19 protein-coding genes are annotated in these 16,259 nt (G+C 27.1%); 15 read left to right on the top strand and 4 right to left on the bottom strand.

The features are described 5' to 3' along the window. Positions 1-11: 11 nt before the first annotated feature. Complete coding sequence (locus KMP69_RS06860) at positions 12-2,090, bottom strand: hypothetical protein (RefSeq protein ID WP_214399708.1); 2,079 nt, start codon at positions 2,088-2,090, stop codon at positions 12-14. 111 nt (positions 2,091-2,201) lie between these two features. On the opposite strand from KMP69_RS06860, the gene KMP69_RS06855 reads away from it, so the two are divergent. The 4 genes from KMP69_RS06855 to KMP69_RS06840 all read left to right on the top strand — a co-directional run bounded on the left by KMP69_RS06855 (position 2,202) and on the right by KMP69_RS06840 (position 6,831). Further along, positions 2,202-3,290, top strand: coding sequence for a mechanosensitive ion channel family protein (locus KMP69_RS06855; RefSeq protein ID WP_214399706.1), 1,089 nt, complete (start codon positions 2,202-2,204; stop codon positions 3,288-3,290). A 97-nt stretch (positions 3,291-3,387) separates the two neighbouring features. Continuing rightward, positions 3,388-5,403, top strand: coding sequence for a ribosome rescue protein RqcH (rqcH, locus tag KMP69_RS06850; protein WP_214399705.1), 2,016 nt, complete (start codon positions 3,388-3,390; stop codon positions 5,401-5,403). A gap of 82 nt (positions 5,404-5,485) precedes the next feature. Continuing rightward, a complete protein-coding gene (locus KMP69_RS06845) occupies positions 5,486-6,142 on the top strand; it encodes a selenouridine synthase SelU-like subunit (protein WP_214399704.1) in 657 nt (218 codons plus the stop codon). Positions 6,143-6,150: 8 nt separating this feature from the next. Then, entirely contained in the window at positions 6,151-6,831 is a 681-nt protein-coding gene (locus KMP69_RS06840; protein ID WP_214399703.1) for a selenouridine synthase SelU-like subunit, read from the top strand. Positions 6,832-6,848: 17 nt separating this feature from the next. Here KMP69_RS06840 and pth2 read toward each other — a convergent pair whose 3' ends face one another. Then, positions 6,849-7,196, bottom strand: coding sequence for an aminoacyl-tRNA hydrolase (gene pth2 / locus KMP69_RS06835; RefSeq protein ID WP_214399702.1), 348 nt, complete (start codon positions 7,194-7,196; stop codon positions 6,849-6,851). Between the two features lie 304 nt (positions 7,197-7,500). On the opposite strand from pth2, the gene KMP69_RS06830 reads away from it, so the two are divergent. The 9 genes from KMP69_RS06830 to KMP69_RS06790 all read left to right on the top strand — a co-directional run bounded on the left by KMP69_RS06830 (position 7,501) and on the right by KMP69_RS06790 (position 12,165). Further along, a complete protein-coding gene (locus KMP69_RS06830; protein ID WP_214399700.1) occupies positions 7,501-8,208 on the top strand; it encodes a ribosome assembly factor SBDS in 708 nt (235 codons plus the stop codon). A 17-nt stretch (positions 8,209-8,225) separates the two neighbouring features. After that, on the top strand, positions 8,226-8,504 hold the full coding sequence (gene rpl37A, locus KMP69_RS06825) for a 50S ribosomal protein L37Ae (protein WP_214399699.1): 279 nt from the start codon (positions 8,226-8,228) through the stop codon (positions 8,502-8,504). A 67-nt stretch (positions 8,505-8,571) separates the two neighbouring features. Next, positions 8,572-8,712 (top strand): DNA-directed RNA polymerase subunit P, encoded by a 141-nt coding sequence (locus tag KMP69_RS06820; protein WP_015791919.1) that lies wholly within the window; start codon positions 8,572-8,574, stop codon positions 8,710-8,712. A gap of 1 nt (position 8,713) precedes the next feature. After that, positions 8,714-9,229 carry an rRNA maturation protein gene (locus KMP69_RS06815; RefSeq protein ID WP_214399697.1) on the top strand — a complete coding sequence of 172 codons (516 nt, stop codon included), beginning with the start codon at positions 8,714-8,716 and terminating at the stop codon, positions 9,227-9,229. Positions 9,230-9,241: 12 nt separating this feature from the next. Next, positions 9,242-9,484 carry a KEOPS complex subunit Pcc1 gene (locus tag KMP69_RS06810; protein WP_214399696.1) on the top strand — a complete coding sequence of 81 codons (243 nt, stop codon included), beginning with the start codon at positions 9,242-9,244 and terminating at the stop codon, positions 9,482-9,484. Positions 9,485-9,514: 30 nt separating this feature from the next. Then, positions 9,515-9,745 (top strand): 50S ribosomal protein L18Ae, encoded by a 231-nt coding sequence (gene rpl18a / locus KMP69_RS06805; protein ID WP_214399695.1) that lies wholly within the window; start codon positions 9,515-9,517, stop codon positions 9,743-9,745. Positions 9,746-9,818: 73 nt separating this feature from the next. Next, positions 9,819-10,247: a DUF2666 domain-containing protein gene (locus KMP69_RS06800; protein WP_214399694.1), complete on the top strand. Its 429-nt coding sequence runs from the start codon at positions 9,819-9,821 to the stop codon at positions 10,245-10,247. Positions 10,248-10,330: 83 nt separating this feature from the next. Further along, positions 10,331-11,380, top strand: coding sequence for a radical SAM protein (locus KMP69_RS06795; protein WP_214399693.1), 1,050 nt, complete (start codon positions 10,331-10,333; stop codon positions 11,378-11,380). Beyond that, complete coding sequence (locus KMP69_RS06790) at positions 11,377-12,165, top strand: sulfide-dependent adenosine diphosphate thiazole synthase (protein ID WP_214399692.1); 789 nt, start codon at positions 11,377-11,379, stop codon at positions 12,163-12,165. The genes KMP69_RS06795 and KMP69_RS06790 overlap by 4 nt, the downstream gene beginning before the upstream one ends. Positions 12,166-12,168: 3 nt before the next feature. Here the strand turns inward: KMP69_RS06790 and KMP69_RS06785 are convergent, their stop codons facing one another. Next, positions 12,169-12,954 (bottom strand): hypothetical protein, encoded by a 786-nt coding sequence (locus tag KMP69_RS06785; protein ID WP_214399690.1) that lies wholly within the window; start codon positions 12,952-12,954, stop codon positions 12,169-12,171. A 153-nt stretch (positions 12,955-13,107) separates the two neighbouring features. Then, complete coding sequence (locus tag KMP69_RS06780; protein WP_214399689.1) at positions 13,108-14,298, bottom strand: COG1361 S-layer family protein; 1,191 nt, start codon at positions 14,296-14,298, stop codon at positions 13,108-13,110. A 96-nt stretch (positions 14,299-14,394) separates the two neighbouring features. On the opposite strand from KMP69_RS06780, the gene KMP69_RS06775 reads away from it, so the two are divergent. After that, the gene (locus tag KMP69_RS06775) at positions 14,395-15,582 is read left to right on the top strand and encodes an ABC transporter permease (protein WP_214399687.1); all 1,188 of its coding nucleotides are present in this window, start codon (positions 14,395-14,397) and stop codon (positions 15,580-15,582) included. Then, complete coding sequence (locus KMP69_RS06770; protein WP_214399686.1) at positions 15,582-16,256, top strand: ABC transporter ATP-binding protein; 675 nt, start codon at positions 15,582-15,584, stop codon at positions 16,254-16,256. Before KMP69_RS06775 ends, KMP69_RS06770 begins: the two co-directional genes overlap by 1 nt. Positions 16,257-16,259 lie beyond the last annotated feature (3 nt).

Genomic DNA, 16,259 nt, shown 5'->3' with positions numbered 1-16,259 from the left:
ACAATCTTTCTTTAAATTTTTATTATTGGTCTTAAAATTTTCCTTTCATTTTCAGTAGTAATGTTTTTTAAGATTTTTGTTATCAGTTTTTTGTCTTCATCATCTGATAATGTATATTGAGATGCTAATATATAAATATAATCCCTTAAAAGTTCTGGCATCTTTTCACTAACTTTTAGCATAATTTTTAAGCATATATTTCTTTTATCAGTATTTAGTAGATTCTTCAACTTATTAATTGTATGAGGATATTTAAATATAGCATTTGTTATAATGTTCATCATCAATTTATACTCTCTATTGTTGCATTTATTTTTTTCAATCTCATTTAAAATTATTGGGATAACGATTTCATTAGGATACTTTTCAAAAAATTCTAAAGCCATTAACCTTAACTTCTTAGAGTCATATAGCATCTCAGCAATTTTTGGGATTATTAACTTTATTTTTTCATCATTTAGCATATTGTTATCAATAAGTTTTTTTATTGCAGTTATAAATGCCAACTTTGAACTATAACCAACAGCCATATTTATTATTTCTCCAATTTTATCAATTCTATTTAATGAGGAATATATTATAATTTTATTAGCATTTAAAACATCTTTATTTTCTAATTCTACATTTTCAACAACTTTTAATATTTCCTCAGCTAATTCATCATTTATTTCATTACTATTGTTGGAAACAATTTCAGTTAAATAAACTATAAGTTCTCCATTATACATAACATCTCTTAAAAGTTCATAGATATTTATTAAATTTAAATTTTTAGAGCCAATATTTGCAATAGTTTTGTAAAATTCATAGCCGAGTTTTTCTGACAACCTTAAACTACTATAATGAATCTCATATTTTAAGCAAATCTCTGCCACGATTTCTTCAATTAAATCCATTGCTACTTTACATTTTTTTATTTCATTTTCTATCATTAACATATGCCTAAATCCGCCCATATACTTTTCTTCATCCAATGTAAGAATTAAATCTCTCAACCTACTATGCTCATTTATTAAAAATGGTAGGTAATCTCTCCTACTAAACTCTTTTAAAATCCTTAAAGAAGATATTTTTAAACTTAAATCCATTTTTTTAGCATATTTTAATGCCTTAGTTTCAATAAAATTCCTTAAATCTTCATCATTTTTGGCTATTTTTTTAAGTTCTTTTATAGATGCTGTTTTTGCCTTTCCATAACCATAATTTAAAAATTTGAAGAGTAATTCAACCTTATTTTTTGTATCGTTCATTAAAGATATTAATTTAACACCAATAAATTGCCTATCCTCATCTTTTCCATATAAAAACTCTCTTAAAAATTCTCTATTGTAAAAACTACTGGGAATCTTTATATTCTCTCTCAAAATTAAATTTAACGCCTTTTTTCCATCTGACTTTAAAAGAGACATTATATCTATTTTGTTATGATTAATTTCTATATTTAACTTATCAAATAGTTGTTTAAATTTATTATAGAGTTTTTTACTGTCATCCCCCAACAATAATATATTTAAATATTTTCTCAAAATATTTCTTTGGTTTTCATCCAATGAATCAACAATATTTAATAAAATATTTAAAGCAAATTCTTTTTCTTTTTTATTTTGGGAATAAAGTTTATTACATAATATTTTTAAAATCTCCTCTGAATTGTAATTTTTTAGTAAAACTTTAAAACTTTCTTCAACACTGTCAGTTTTTGTATATTTTAAAATAGATTTTAAAAACATACTCTGCCCAATATTTTCAATAAATAGATATATTATTCTGTCACTTAGTTGTTTATTGGATATTTCTAATAATGCTTCCTCTATGGTTTCTTTATTACTGTATTTTATTAAAATCTCCTCTGAAATTTTTGCTATCATTCTCTTATCGTTCAATCCTCTAAGAATATAATATAAGTATCTTTCAATTATTTCATTATTTAGTCGTTTTAAAATTAACAAACCTCTTCTAATGTCATCTTTGTTATTACTATTAAAAATTTCATCTAAATATGTTAAATAATATTTATCTTTATATATAAGATTTGCTAATTTATTATACTCTCCTCTTTTCAAATGCTTTAAAAATTCTTCTCTGTCCATAGTATCACAAAAATTTTAATTTAACAACTTTATCTATATACAGTAAGGTTCAAATACTAAATTATTGTAATTATCTTCGGAATGTTATAGGTACTATATTAGGTTGTAAATATGGTAATTCAGATAATAAATGATATAATAATACATAACTCTATTATAAACTATGTATTATGCTTTTTATCAATATTTTTTTCATTACTTATTGGAAGGTATATTGGAGCTTTAATTGAGAGAATTGCAGATAAACTTAGTAAGAAGAAAGTATTAGAATTAGATGAAATCGTTATAAGGGCTTTATCTTTACCAATAGCCATTGGTATTATTTTATCAGGATTATATTTAGGAATATCTTTCATCTATTTACCACCATCTATAAAGTTATATATTGATAGAGGAATTTTGGTTGCATTTATATTATGTGTTGTAATTTTCTTTGATAAATTTATCTCTGAATTAGTTGAAAGATACTTAGCAGATACTATTTCTAAAAAAACAATGATGGAAGTTGATGAGCAAGTTATAATATTAATAAAAAAATCCATTCGACTATTTATATGGTTCATTGGATTAATGCTTATTTTGAGTAATTTAGGATATGACATAAAGACACTCCTTGCCGGTTTAGGTATTGGAGGTTTAGCATTTGCACTGGCATCACAAAATTATGTCTCAAATTTAATTGCTGGATTGATAATATTAACTGATAAACCTTTTAAAATAGGGCATTGGATTAATTTTAGCGGTGGAATGGGAATTGTTGAAGATATTGGAATAAGAAGCACAAAAATTAGAGCTGTAGATAACTCTATTATCGTAGTTCCAAACTCTAAGTTAATAGATGATATAATCCAAACTACTCCATCAAAAAATAAATGGAAGGTTACAATGACTATTGGACTAACTTATAATACAACGGCGGATGAGATTATTAAAGCAAAGGAAATAATTAAAAAAATTTTATTGGAGCATCCAAATGTTGAAAATGAACCAATAACAGTTTATTTTAAAGAGTATGGTGATTGGAGTTTAAATATTCAAGTTGTTTATTATATTAAAAATACTAAATACAATGGTTATCAAAGATATATAGAGACAGTTGATGATATTAATTTAAAAATTAAAAGAGAATTTGAAAAGGAAGGTTTAGAATTTGCATTTCCAACATACACAGTTTATTTAAAAACTGAGAATGAAAATTAAAATATTCAAAAAATTATTTCCTTTGATTCATTTTATTTGAAACAAAGTCAATTTCAAGATTTTTTTATTTTCAAATAATTAAATCATTGGTGATATTATGAAAACTGAAATAACTAATGTAGATGTATGTTGTATTGTAAATGAATTACAAAGCCTAATTAATGGTAGATTAGATAAAGCATTTTTAATTGACAACGAGCAAAATAGAGAGTTAATATTAAAAATACACGCTCCAGAGGGTGGTAGTAGAGAAGTAGTTATAAGTGTTGGTAAATATAAATACATAACTTTAACTAACTATGAGAGAGAAAAACCAAAACTACCACCATCTTTTGCAATGCTGTTAAGAAAATATCTAAAAAATGCCAAAATAATTAAAATTGAGCAGGTAAATTTTGATAGAATTGTAATATTCCACTTTGAAGTTAAAGGAGAAGTTTATAAGTTAATTGCAGAGTTATTTGGAGAAGGGAATATTATTTTACTAAATAGTGAAGATGTTATTATATTGCCTTTAAGAATTGAGAGATGGAGCACGAGAAATATTGTTCCTAAGGAAAAATATAAATTTCCTCCACAAAAGCCATTAAATCCTTACAATTTAGATTTTTCTATTGCCTATGAAGTTTTTAAAGATTACTTTTTAGAGAATAAAGATGTTGAATGTGTTAGATTAATATCAAGAGTTTTTGGAATTGGAGGATTATATGCAGAGGAAATTTGTGAAAGGGCAGGAATTGATAAGAAAAAGAAAGATTTAAGTGAAGAAGAGATTAAAAAACTCTTTGAAACATCTAAAAATTTATTTAATGAAATTTTTAATAACAGAAAGCCACAAATTGTTTTAAAGGATGGAGAATATTTTGATGTAGTGCCAATTGATTTAAAAAAGTATCAAGATTTAGAGAAAAAATACTATAATAGTTTTTTAGAGGCAGTTGATGACTACTTTGCCAAATTTTTATTTAGTGTTGAAATTAAAAAAGAAAAATCAAAAATTGAGAGAGAAATTGAGAGACAGGAGAATATATTAAAGAGACAGTTAGAAACTTTAAATAAATATAAAGAAGAATCTGAAAAGAATCAAATTAAGGGGGATTTAATATATGCAAATTATCAAATTGTTGAAGAGTTATTAAATACTATAAGAAAGGCAAGAGAAAAAATGGACTGGGCAAGAATAAAGAAAATAATTAAAGAAAATAGAGATCATCCAATATTAGGTTTAATTGAAAATATAAATGAAAACTCTGGGGAGATAATTCTTAGATTAAAGTCAGAGGTTGATGATAAAGTTATAGAGGAGAGAGTTTCTTTAGATATAAGAAAGAATGCATTTGAAAATGCTGAGAGATATTATGAAAAATCTAAAAAACTTAGAAGTAAGATAGAGGGAATAGAGAAGGCAATTGAACTAACTAAGAAGAAGATAGAAGAACTTAAAAAGAAGAGTGATAAAGAACTAAAAGAAAAAGAAAGTTTAAAGATGAAGAAAAAAGTAAGAAAAGAAAGAAAATGGTATGAGAAGTTTAAATGGACAGTAATTAATGGATTTTTAGTAATTGCTGGAAAAGATGCTATAACAAATGAAATAATAATCAAAAAATATACAGATAAGGATGACATAGTATTCCACGCTGACATACAGGGGGCTCCATTCACTGTAATAAAAACAAACGGTAGAGAGGTTGATGAAGAGACATTGGAAGAAGTGGCTAAATTTTCAGTTTCGCATTCAAAGGCTTGGAAATTAGGATATGGTGCTATGGACACATATTGGGTTAAGCCAGAGCAAATATCAAAAACTGCTGAAAGTGGAGAGTATTTAAAAAGAGGGGCATTTGTTATTAGAGGTAAAAAGAATTATTTCAGGAATACTCCATTAGAATTAGGGATTGGAATTATTGAATATGATAATGATTTAAAAGTAACTACTGCCCCACCAAAAACATTGCAAAAAAGTTTTATTAAGTGGGTTTTATTAAAACCAGGAAATAAAGAGAAAGGAAAAGTAGTTAAAGAACTTAAAGAGATATTTAAAGATTATGATATAGATGATGAAGATATTTTAAGAGTTCTACCTCCAGGAGGTTGCGAGATAGTTAAAAAATAAATATTAAAAGCAATTTTTGTTATTTTTCTAAATTTTATCCTATGTTATTTTATCATATGTTAAATATATTTTTGGTGAAATTATGATTATCTTTGGATTGTTTGGAAAAACTGGCTGTGGAAAAACAGAAATTTTACAAGAATTGAAAAAACACCATCCTGTTATTGATATTGAGGAAATTGCAAGAACAAGAGGTAGTATTTTAGGCGATTTATATCACTTAAGTATGAGAAGCCAAGAAGAGTTTGATGAGCTCATAAATAAAGAGATTGAAAAAGCAAAACAAATTGGCTATGCAGTTGTTGAATACGAAGGTAGAAAGATAGGGGGAGAAAGAAAATTAAAGATTCCAGAGTTATTGGCAGATATTAATAATTACACTTACAAAATATTAATTGACTGCCCTTATGATTGCCAAATAAAAAGATTGGTGTCAATTTACAAACCAAAAAATGATGTAGAAAAAAAAATTTTAATAAACAAGTTTTTAATATTAAAGGATAGTTTTAAAAAGCCCGAAATGATTCAAAATATTGAAAAAATAATAGAACTTATAAAAAAAGATGAATATCTTGAAGCGGCAAAATTGATTGAGGAAAAGTTATATAGGGAGCATTATTTAAGAAATGTAAAAAAAATAAAGCCAGACTTAATTGTATATAATGAAGATGTAAAAAAATCAGCTAAGATTATAGACGAATTTATAAGAGAAAAACTAAAAGAACATAACATAATATAAGTGAAAATATGGACGAGGAGATTTTAGCGAGGTTAATAACTTTTACAGAGGATGTTGTTTTGTGTATAGTTTTGAATGACGGTAGAAAAATGATAACAAACGGTAAAAAAATATTGGCTGGAAAAATTGAAGGAGAATTGGCCTCATTTATACTAAAAGAATCTAAGGAGTTTTTAAAAGATAAAAAAGTAGGAGTAAAGCAATTTAAAGATTATAATATTTATTTTGAAAGGATAGACATAAATAAGTTTTTAAAAACTATTGGAAGTGAATTTGTTAAAAATGCAATAACCGTTAATGAACTTCTAAAATTAATGGAAAATAATGAAAATATAATTATAGTTGATGTTAGAAGTCCAAGAGAATATAAAAATGAGACGATTCCAGGAGCAATAAACATTCCATTATTTTTAGATGAAGAACATGCCTTAATAGGGAAAGTTTATAAAGAGGAAGGAAAAGATAGAGCAATAGATTTAGGCATTGAAATCTTTAAAAAAAGATTGATTAGAATCTTAAATGAAAGTAAGAAACTTGATAAAAATAAATTAATTGTTGTTTTTTGTGCGAGAGGAGGGATGAGAAGTCAGATAATGGCTTTAATTTTGCAACTATTAGGATTTAATGTAAAAAGATTAATAGGAGGATTTAAAGCATATAAACACGCAAAAGATAAAATTAAAAAATAATAACTAAAAATTAATATTTATAGAAGTTTTAAATGTCCTGTAATTTTATCAATTTTTTCATCTTTATCTGGTCCTATAGCAACTGCTGTTAAAGTTCCTGGCTTTAACTGTGTATGCCCTGCATCTCTAATTATTGAGCAAGGTAAATTTTCACTTTTCGCTTTATTGTAAATTTCTATAAGTTCCTTCTCTGAATTTACTTTTACCACAACCTTTTTTTGCCCTTCTCTTAACCACTCTTCAACAGCCTTTGGATTCTTTCTCTGTGCTTCTAAAAAAGCCTCTATTATTGCATGCCCTCCTTGTGCTACCATTTTACCCTTTCCCATTCCTAAGTCAGTTCTTATAACTACAACCATTTTCATAGTCCCACGATTATTAAAAATAATTCTTACATATTTACTTTAATTCATATTGATTGCTATTTAAAACATCGTATAACCTAATATATCCTGTAATCATCACATTTTAATGGGGATATGCATATTTTTATAATGTTTAAAGATTATAAAAATATTTTTAAAGTTATCATTGAAATAGTATATACTATTATCAAATGTTTAAAAGAATATTATGAATGTGAGGTTAAAAAAGATAATAATAATAAACAATAATATAATAATCTAAATATCTAATCCGAAACATTTATATAATGTTGAGAGGGATATTATGGTGTCCTTAGAAAAGGCAGTTATTGCAAGATATACATCACACGGTGAAAAATTCGAAATTTTAGTAGATCCTTACTTAGCCGCTAAACTTAAAGAAGGTCAAAATGTTGATATGGATGAACTTTTAGCCATAGATGTTATATTTAAAGATGCAAATAAGGGAGAAAAGGCTCCTGAAGAACTTTTATCAAAAGTCTTTGGAACTACTGATGTTAAAGAAATTGCAAAAAAAATTATATTAAAAGGTAATGTTCAATTAACTGCTAAACAAAGAGAAGAACTTAGAGAACAGAAAAAAAGGCAAATTATTACTATAATTAGTAGAAACACTATAAACCCACAAACTGACACTCCTCATCCTCCACATAGAATTGAAAAAGCTATGGAGGAATTGAAAATTAATATTGATATTTACAAAAGTGCTGAAGAGCAAGTTCCTGAAATTGTCAAAAAGCTTAAAAAACTTTTACCAATCAGGTTTGAAAAAAGAGATATTGCTGTTAAAATACCTCCTGAATATGCTTCTAAGGCATACAATGTATTGTATCAATTTGGAGCTGTTAAACAGGAAGAATGGCAACCAGATGGCTCTTTAATTGTATTGATTGAAATTCCAAGTGGTATTGAGGCAGAGTTTTACGCTCAACTAAACAAAATAACTAAAGGAAATGTTCAAACAAAAGTAGTTAAAAAATACAGTGAATAATAGAGAGGTGAAAAAATATGTTCAGTCACACTAAGAAGGTAGGACCTGCAGGAAGATTTGGACCAAGATATGGTTTAAAGATAAGAGTTAGAGTTAGAGATGTAGAAGTTAAAGCAAAAAAGAAATATAAGTGCCCAGTTTGTGGATTCCCAAAATTAAAGAGAGCCTCAACATCAATATGGGTTTGCGATAAATGTGGGGCTAAAATAGCTGGAGGGGCTTATACTCCAGAGACAGGAGCAGGTAAGGCAGTTATGAAGGCTATAAGAAGAATTGTTGATAGAAAAGAGGAATAAATTCCCTAAAATATTTTTATTTCTAATTATTTCTAAATTACAAATAATAATTTTTTCTGGGATGCGTATGGTAGAATATAAATGTTTAAACTGTAAAAAAATTATTAAATTTGAAGAGTTAGGTAACAGAGCAAGATGTCCATATTGTAGTTATAAAATATTAGTTAAACTTAGACCAAAAGTAGTTAAACATGTAAAGGCGAGGTAAAATGATAATTACAACTTCAAGAAAACCCTCTCAAAGAACAAGAAGCTTCGTTAGGGATTTAGAAAGAACTTTAAATCTACCATATATTCAGAGAGGGAAACTATCTTTGAAAGAATTATTTGAAATGGATAAACATATTTTGTTAATTGGGGAATTTAAAGCGAATCCTGGGACATTAGTAGTTTATGATGTTGAAAATAATAGAAGGCTATCAAGTTTTATTTCTGTTAAATTACAGAGAGAGATTTGTGGAGAAAAGATATACAATAACGATGGAATAAAAATAAGAGTTAGTAGGGAATTACAAAATAATGAAGATTTTAAAAAATATTATGAAATCTATAATGAATTTTTATTTCAACACTTAAATATTGATGAAGACAGTAACATAACATTAAAGTTAGAGAAAGATCCTAAATATTTGTTTGCCCTTCAATTCTACAAAGATAGAGTAAAAATAGGACCTTTAATTAGAGTAAAGTCTATTAAATTATTTGATAGACTCTATGATAAATAATTAGGGATTTTTATGAATTATTTTGAGTTAATATTAGAGTTTGATTCAGAGGAAGAGGCAGAAATTATTTATAAATCTATATTTTTAGAACATATATCTTCTCAAATAAAATCTAAGGCTACGATGGAAATAAATAAAAATGTTATAAAAATAAATGTTGAAGCAGAAGACATTTCTATATTAAAGGCATCTATCTATTCATATTTAAGATGGATTGGAGTAGCACAAAACATTTATAATATTTGTAAAGAATAAGAGTTGAATAAATATTTGGAGGTGGGTTATTTGGCTAAAATATATAGAATTACTGGAAAAATATTTTTAAAAAAAGGAGAGCCTATGATATTTAGAAAGGAGTATAGAGCTTTAAAACCAGAACATGCCTTAGAAATACTATACTCAGAATTTGGTGGAAGATACAAAGTTAAAAGATCAAGAATAAAGATTTTAAATATCGAAGAAATCAGTCCTGAGGATGTTACTGATCCTATATTAAAGAAACTAATTACTGCTTAAATCTTTTTTTATTTTTTTAATTATTTTTGCTTTTATTTTATCTCTATTTTAAAAGTTTTATTTTGGTGAGAGTGTGGATGATAAAATTGAATTTATAGCAAAACACAAAAATTGGTTTGTAGTAAAAAAAATAAAAATAGATGAAAATACTGAAAATATTGAAATAGCGAGATTATTAGCATCGATAGATGAGACTGTTTTAAACAAAATTGTTGAATATTTACCGTTTGATATTGACAAACTTTACAAAATAGCGGATGAAATCTTTCAAAAGAAAAAAGGGAGAATTACAGAGGAAGAGATAGCCCAAGTTTTAAAAAAATTAAAATCTCCTGCAACTACGAGAAAACTAAATGAAATTACAGAATCAAAAGAAGGTAAGGAGATACTTAAAGCTATATTAAACAACATAATATTAGAGAGATTAGGAATCCAAACAAGAGTTTCTCCAAAAGTTATTGAAAAATACATTGAAAATATGCAAACAGAAGGATTAAAATAATAAAATATTTGTTTTATTTTTTATTTTTAATATTTTTATTTTAGTTTTTTAGTTTTGTAAATAATAACTTTTGGGGGAAGTTTATGAATATTGATGAAATATTAGAAAATGTAAGAAAAGCGTTTAAATTAACTACTAAACATTTTGGAAATACTGTTACATTTGAAAGAGCTCTTTTTTTAGGATGGTATTGCGATTTAAAACATCCCTGCAAATTTTGCTATATGTCTACTCAGAAGGATAAAATAAAAGACCCAAAAAAAGCCAGAAGAAAGTTAGAGAGTATTTTAGCAGAGGCTATTTTAATGAAAAGAATTGGATGGAAATTAGAGTTTATATCTGGTGGTTATGGCTATAGCCCAAAGGAGATAAATGACATTGCTGAAATGGTGGCATATGTTCAAAAATGCAAGCAGTATTTAAATGTTGGTGTTGTTGATTTAAGCAGTATCAATTTAGATGTAATTGAAGGAGTTGTAGGGGCTGTTGAAACTGTTAGCAAAGATAGAGATTGGATTTGTTCAGGAAAACCATTGGATAAAATTAAAGATAATCTGTTAAAGGCAAAGGAATTGGGTTTAAAAACTGGGATAACTATAATATTGGGCTTAGGAGAAAAAGAGGAAGATATAGATAAATTATTAAACTTAATTGAAGAGTTGGACTTAGATAGAATTACATTCTATTCATTGAATCCTCAAAAAGGGACGATATTTGAAAATAAACCCTCAGTTACTACAATAGAATATATGAATTGGGTGTCTAATGTTAGATTAAACTTTCCTAAGATTAAAATTATTACGGGAGTTTGGGTTGATAAGATTCCAATGATTAGTCCGTTAATATTAAGTGGTTCCAATGTAATTACCAAGTTTCCAGTATTTTCTGTATTTGGAACAAAAAAAGCTCATTGGATAGAAAAAGAGATTTTATCAACTGGTAGAGAGCTAATAGGAACTTTTACAGATATTGAAGTTCTGAAAGGAGAAAAAGTTTTAGAAAAAACTCCCTACATAGAGGAAGAAATAAATATAAGTAAGGAAAATATTAGAAAGGTTGAAGAACTCAAAGATAAAATAGATGAAAAAATAAATAGTTACATTTCCAAAGTATTAAAAAAGGTGGTTCAATGAACAACTTAAAGGAGATAAAGTTAAATGCTGACGAAGTTAAAATAACAAGGGCTATTTTAAAGGCAAGTTTTGACATGTGGATGGATATAGTAGATGTAGATGTAGTCATAGTTGGAGCTGGTCCAAGTGGTTTAACCTGTGCGAGATACTTGGCTAAGGAAGGTTTTAAAGTAGTTGTCTTAGAGAGACATTTAGCTTTTGGTGGAGGAACCTGGGGAGGAGGAATGGGCTTTCCATACATTGTTGTTGAAGAGCCAGCAGATGAAATATTGAGAGAGATTGGAGTTAAATTAATAAAGATAGATGATTACTATGTTGCCGACTCCGTAGAAGTTCCAGGTAAATTGGCAGTTTCCGCAATAGATGCTGGTGCTAAAATATTAACTGGCATTGTTGTTGAAGATTTGATTATAAGAGAAAATGGAGTTGCAGGAGTTGTAATAAATTCTTATGCTATAGAAAAAGCTGGATTCCACATAGATCCATTATGTATAAAGAGTAAAGTTGTTGTTGATGCTACTGGACACGAGGCATCTGTTTTAAACACATTAATTAAAAAGAACAAATTAAATGCTGAAGTTTTTGGCGAAAAATCAATGTGGGCTGAAAAAGGGGAAAATGCTTTATTAAGAAATACAAGAGAAGTTTATCCAAATCTGTTTGTTTGTGGAATGGCGGCTAATGCCGCCTATGGTGGATATAGAATGGGACCAATCTTTGGGGGAATGTATTTATCTGGAAAACTCTGTGCTGAACTAATTACTGAAAAATTGAGAAAACAATAATATTTAATTTTTTATACTCTCTTTTAATAAAATTATTTCTTCCCTTAACTTATAATTTCCTACTTTTCTTGCAATTTTTAAAATAGAGTCTATCTCTTCATCGTAGCTCTTTAAAATTCCCTGTTCAATCCTATATATTTTCAAATTTATTAAAAAAAGTGCCTCATAATCAAAAGATGATTTAAATTCTTTTTTCTCTATAAACTCTTTAACCTTTTCTAAGATTCCAATAATTGCCACTCTCTTTTGTATAAATTCCTCAGTTAATTTCCTTCTTTTTCTTCCAGTTAGTAAAAGTTCTATTTCATTTTTTAACTCATAATCTCCAGCTCTAAATGCAATATTTAACAAACTTCTAACTTCTGAATTATAATCTAAGAAGATATTTTCATCGAGTCTTAATATTTTTAAATAAATCAAATTTAATAAATGAGTATCTTCATAAGACTTATAAGGTTTTTTTTCTATGTAGTTTTTTAAATACTCCAAAATTTCAATGAGTTTTTTTATTTTATTTTTTTGTGACTTTGTTAGTTTTTTCTTTTCGCCAAATAGCCATAAATTAATCTCTCTTTTTAAATCATAACTTCCAACTTTTTTAGCAATTTCTAAGATTTTATTACTTATTGGAATAATATCTTCATCTAAAACATTCCCTTTTTCAAGATAATCTAACATTAATCTTATAATTGCTTTTTCATCACTCCCTTCTTTTGCATACATATCTAAAATTTCTAAAATATAAATAAATTGTTCAATAACTTCTATTTTACTTTTATTCAATAGCATTGGAATCACATATTTTTATATTTTTTACACATCCTTATTATTAAATTTTTATCATAACAACCTTCCTTATTTAGAACAATAAAATTAAGGTAAAGGTATATATATCTTAGGATTTGTGATTCTTAGAAAAAATATAAGAAAAATATTTTAATTTTATAATTCTTCAAAACTTTCTCTTTTCCTTCTTTTTCTTAAATAATATATTATCAATAATATGCCAAAGATTATAAGAATTCCAATTATCCAATAATTATTCTCTTTAACTTCTTTATGCTCAAAATTTACAATGAATGTTTTTGAAACTGTATATTCATTTTGATAATCATCAAAATAATTTAAAAATACATTTAAAGGAACTGTTCCATTTACATCATATAAAGTATACACTAAAGTATCATAGTCATCTTCATCCAAATCTCCTACATATTTTGTGTAGTTTTTTCCATTTACATTTAATGTTAAAACACAGTGTCTCATTTTTGACATTCCTCTATTAGCAACACCAATAGTTACTTCATAGCTATCATCTTTAAAATCAACATCATCTAAATATATAAATGGCTGATTTTTATAGATTTTTTTAACAACCTTTATGTTTATTGGTGTTGAGAAATTGTAAAAGATTCCGTCATCACCTATCCAATTGATATTTGCGTATATTGTATAAATTCCATTCTCAATTTCAGGAACTGCATATATTGTTATAGGAATATCTCTTTCACACTTTGCCTTTAAAAATCCAATATAATAATTTCCACTTCCTAAAACATTTATTTTGTTATTTCCAAAAAAATTTATACTTACATATTTTGCATTTCCAGTTCCTTCATTTATTAATCTTATTGTTATTGTTTTTGATTTTGAAGGAGATATTGAATTATTATCTATTATGATTTGAAATTTTGCAATTCCATAAACTGGCAAATAATAAACTTTAGTGATATTATAATGAATTAATCTCTCATCATCACTACCTTTATTATAAATTTCGTCATAATTAACAGTAATATCAATCCTATAATTATCTGAAGGAGCATTTTCATTAACATGTAGTTTGAAATAAACAATATCACTTTCACCAGGATTTAAATGAGATATTTCTGCCTTTCCTATAGTAGGATGTATTTGTCTTAACTCAAATGGATAATGAGGTGAGATTTTAACAATTATATTTTTAACTTCATTATTATAATTATTGTTAGTTATTTTAATCCATAAATCTACATCATCTCCAGGATGTATTTTTAATGGCTCATATTGAGGTTTATCTATTTGAATGCAATTAATTGGAGATAATAAATAAATTAATCCAAATATTAGTATGAAGAAATATTTTAATTTCATTGAAAACACCTCATTTCTTAATAGTATATATTATTTTTATTATAACGTAGTAGTATATATTATTTTTAAAATGTGGTTTGTTTTAGGTGAAAAATTATGAAGACAGTTGATATTATATCCTTTGCTTGGAAAAATATGAAACAAAAAAGAACTCAAAGTTTATTAACAATAATAGGGATTGTTATTGGAGTAATGGCCATAGTGAGTTTAATTTCTTTAGGATATGGTGTTCAAAATTACATCCACGAGGAAATGATGAAAATGGGAGCAAATAAATTAACAATTCTCCCATTTAAGCAGTTTGGTGTTCCTCCAACGCACTATTTTAGTGATAAAGAAGTTAAGGCTATTAAAAACATTAAGGGAGTAAAAGAAGTTTTATATGGTTGGTATGGGGGAGTAGATATTGAATTTAATGGAGAGAAAAAATATGTTTCTTGTTATTATTCTAAACCTTCAACTTTAAAGGAAGTTTATTTGGATAGTGGATATGACCTTGAATCTGGAAGATGGTTAAGTGATAATGATAAATATAAGTGCATTATTGGTTATGGAACTGCCCATAATATGTTTGATAGGGAAATTAAAGTTGGAGATACGATAAAGATTAAAGAGAAAAAGTTTAAAGTCGTTGGAATATTGAAACAGATAGGTAATCAACAGGATGATGATAGTGTCATAATCCCTCTAAAAGTTGGAGAAGAACTTTTTGGTAATAAAGATAAGTATAACTTTATTATGGTTACTGTGAAAGAGGGAATAAATATAAATAAAGTCGCAGAAGATGTTAAAGAAGCATTAAAAAAATCTCTTGGAGATGAAGATTTCTCTGTTTTAACAGCAGAACAGTTGGCAGAGACAGTTGGAGGAATTTTGGGAGTTATTACTTTATTTGTTTCAGGAGTTGCTGGAATTTCATTACTTGTGGGGGCTGTTGGAATTTCAAATACAATGCACATGAGCATTTTAGAGAGAAGGAAGGATATTGGAATTTTAAAGGCATTGGGGGCAGAAACAGGAGATATATTAGCAATTTTTGTCGTTGAATCTGGATTTTTAGGACTATTTGGAGGAATCATTGGATTGATATTAGGGATTATTTTTGCAAAAATAGTTGAAGTTATAGCCCATAAGCAAGGTTATTTAATGGTTAATGCTTGGATTTCTTGGGAATTAATTATTGGGGTTTTAATATTCTCTTTTGTTGTTGGAGTTATTAGCGGATATTTCCCAGCAAGAAGTGGGGCAAAATTAAATCCAATTGAGACATTGAGGGGAGAATAATGGCATTAATAGAGGGTAGAAATATTTGGAAAATTTATGGGAGTGGAGAGGCAAAAACCTACGCGTTAAGAGGAATTGATATTTCCATTAACGAGGGAGAGTTTGTAGCAATAATGGGACCAAGTGGTTGTGGAAAATCCACACTTTTAAACATTTTAGGGCTTTTAGATGTGCCTACAAGGGGGGAGGTTTATATAAAAGGAAAAAAAACTACATTGATGAATGAGAATGAAAGAGCTATTTTTAGAAGGAAAATAAGTGGATTTATATTTCAACAGTTTCATTTAATAAAAACACTAACAGCCCTTGAAAATGTGGAATTGCCAATGATTCTTGATGAGAAAGATAAGAAGTATAGAAGAAAGAGGGCTAAAAAACTACTTGAAATGGTTGGATTGGCAGAGAGGATATATCATTATCCTAACCAGTTGAGTGGTGGGCAACAGCAGAGAGTGGCTATAGCAAGAGCTTTGGCAAACAATCCAAAGATAATTTTTGCTGATGAGCCAACTGGAAACCTGGACAGTAAAAGTGGAAAAATTGTTATGGATTTGCTAAAAGAACTAAATGAAAAAGGAATTACAATCATTATGGTAACTCACGACAAAGATTTGGCTAAATATGCATCAAGAATTATAAAAATGAAAGATGGGAAGATAGTATCTTATGAATAAAAT

The organism is Methanocaldococcus lauensis (assembly GCF_902827225.1).
Taxonomy (GTDB): Archaea; AGJL01; Methanococci; order Methanococcales; family Methanocaldococcaceae; genus Methanocaldococcus; species Methanocaldococcus lauensis.
The sequence above is the reverse complement of the archived record's forward strand: the minus strand, read 5'-3'. Positions and strand labels throughout refer to the sequence as shown.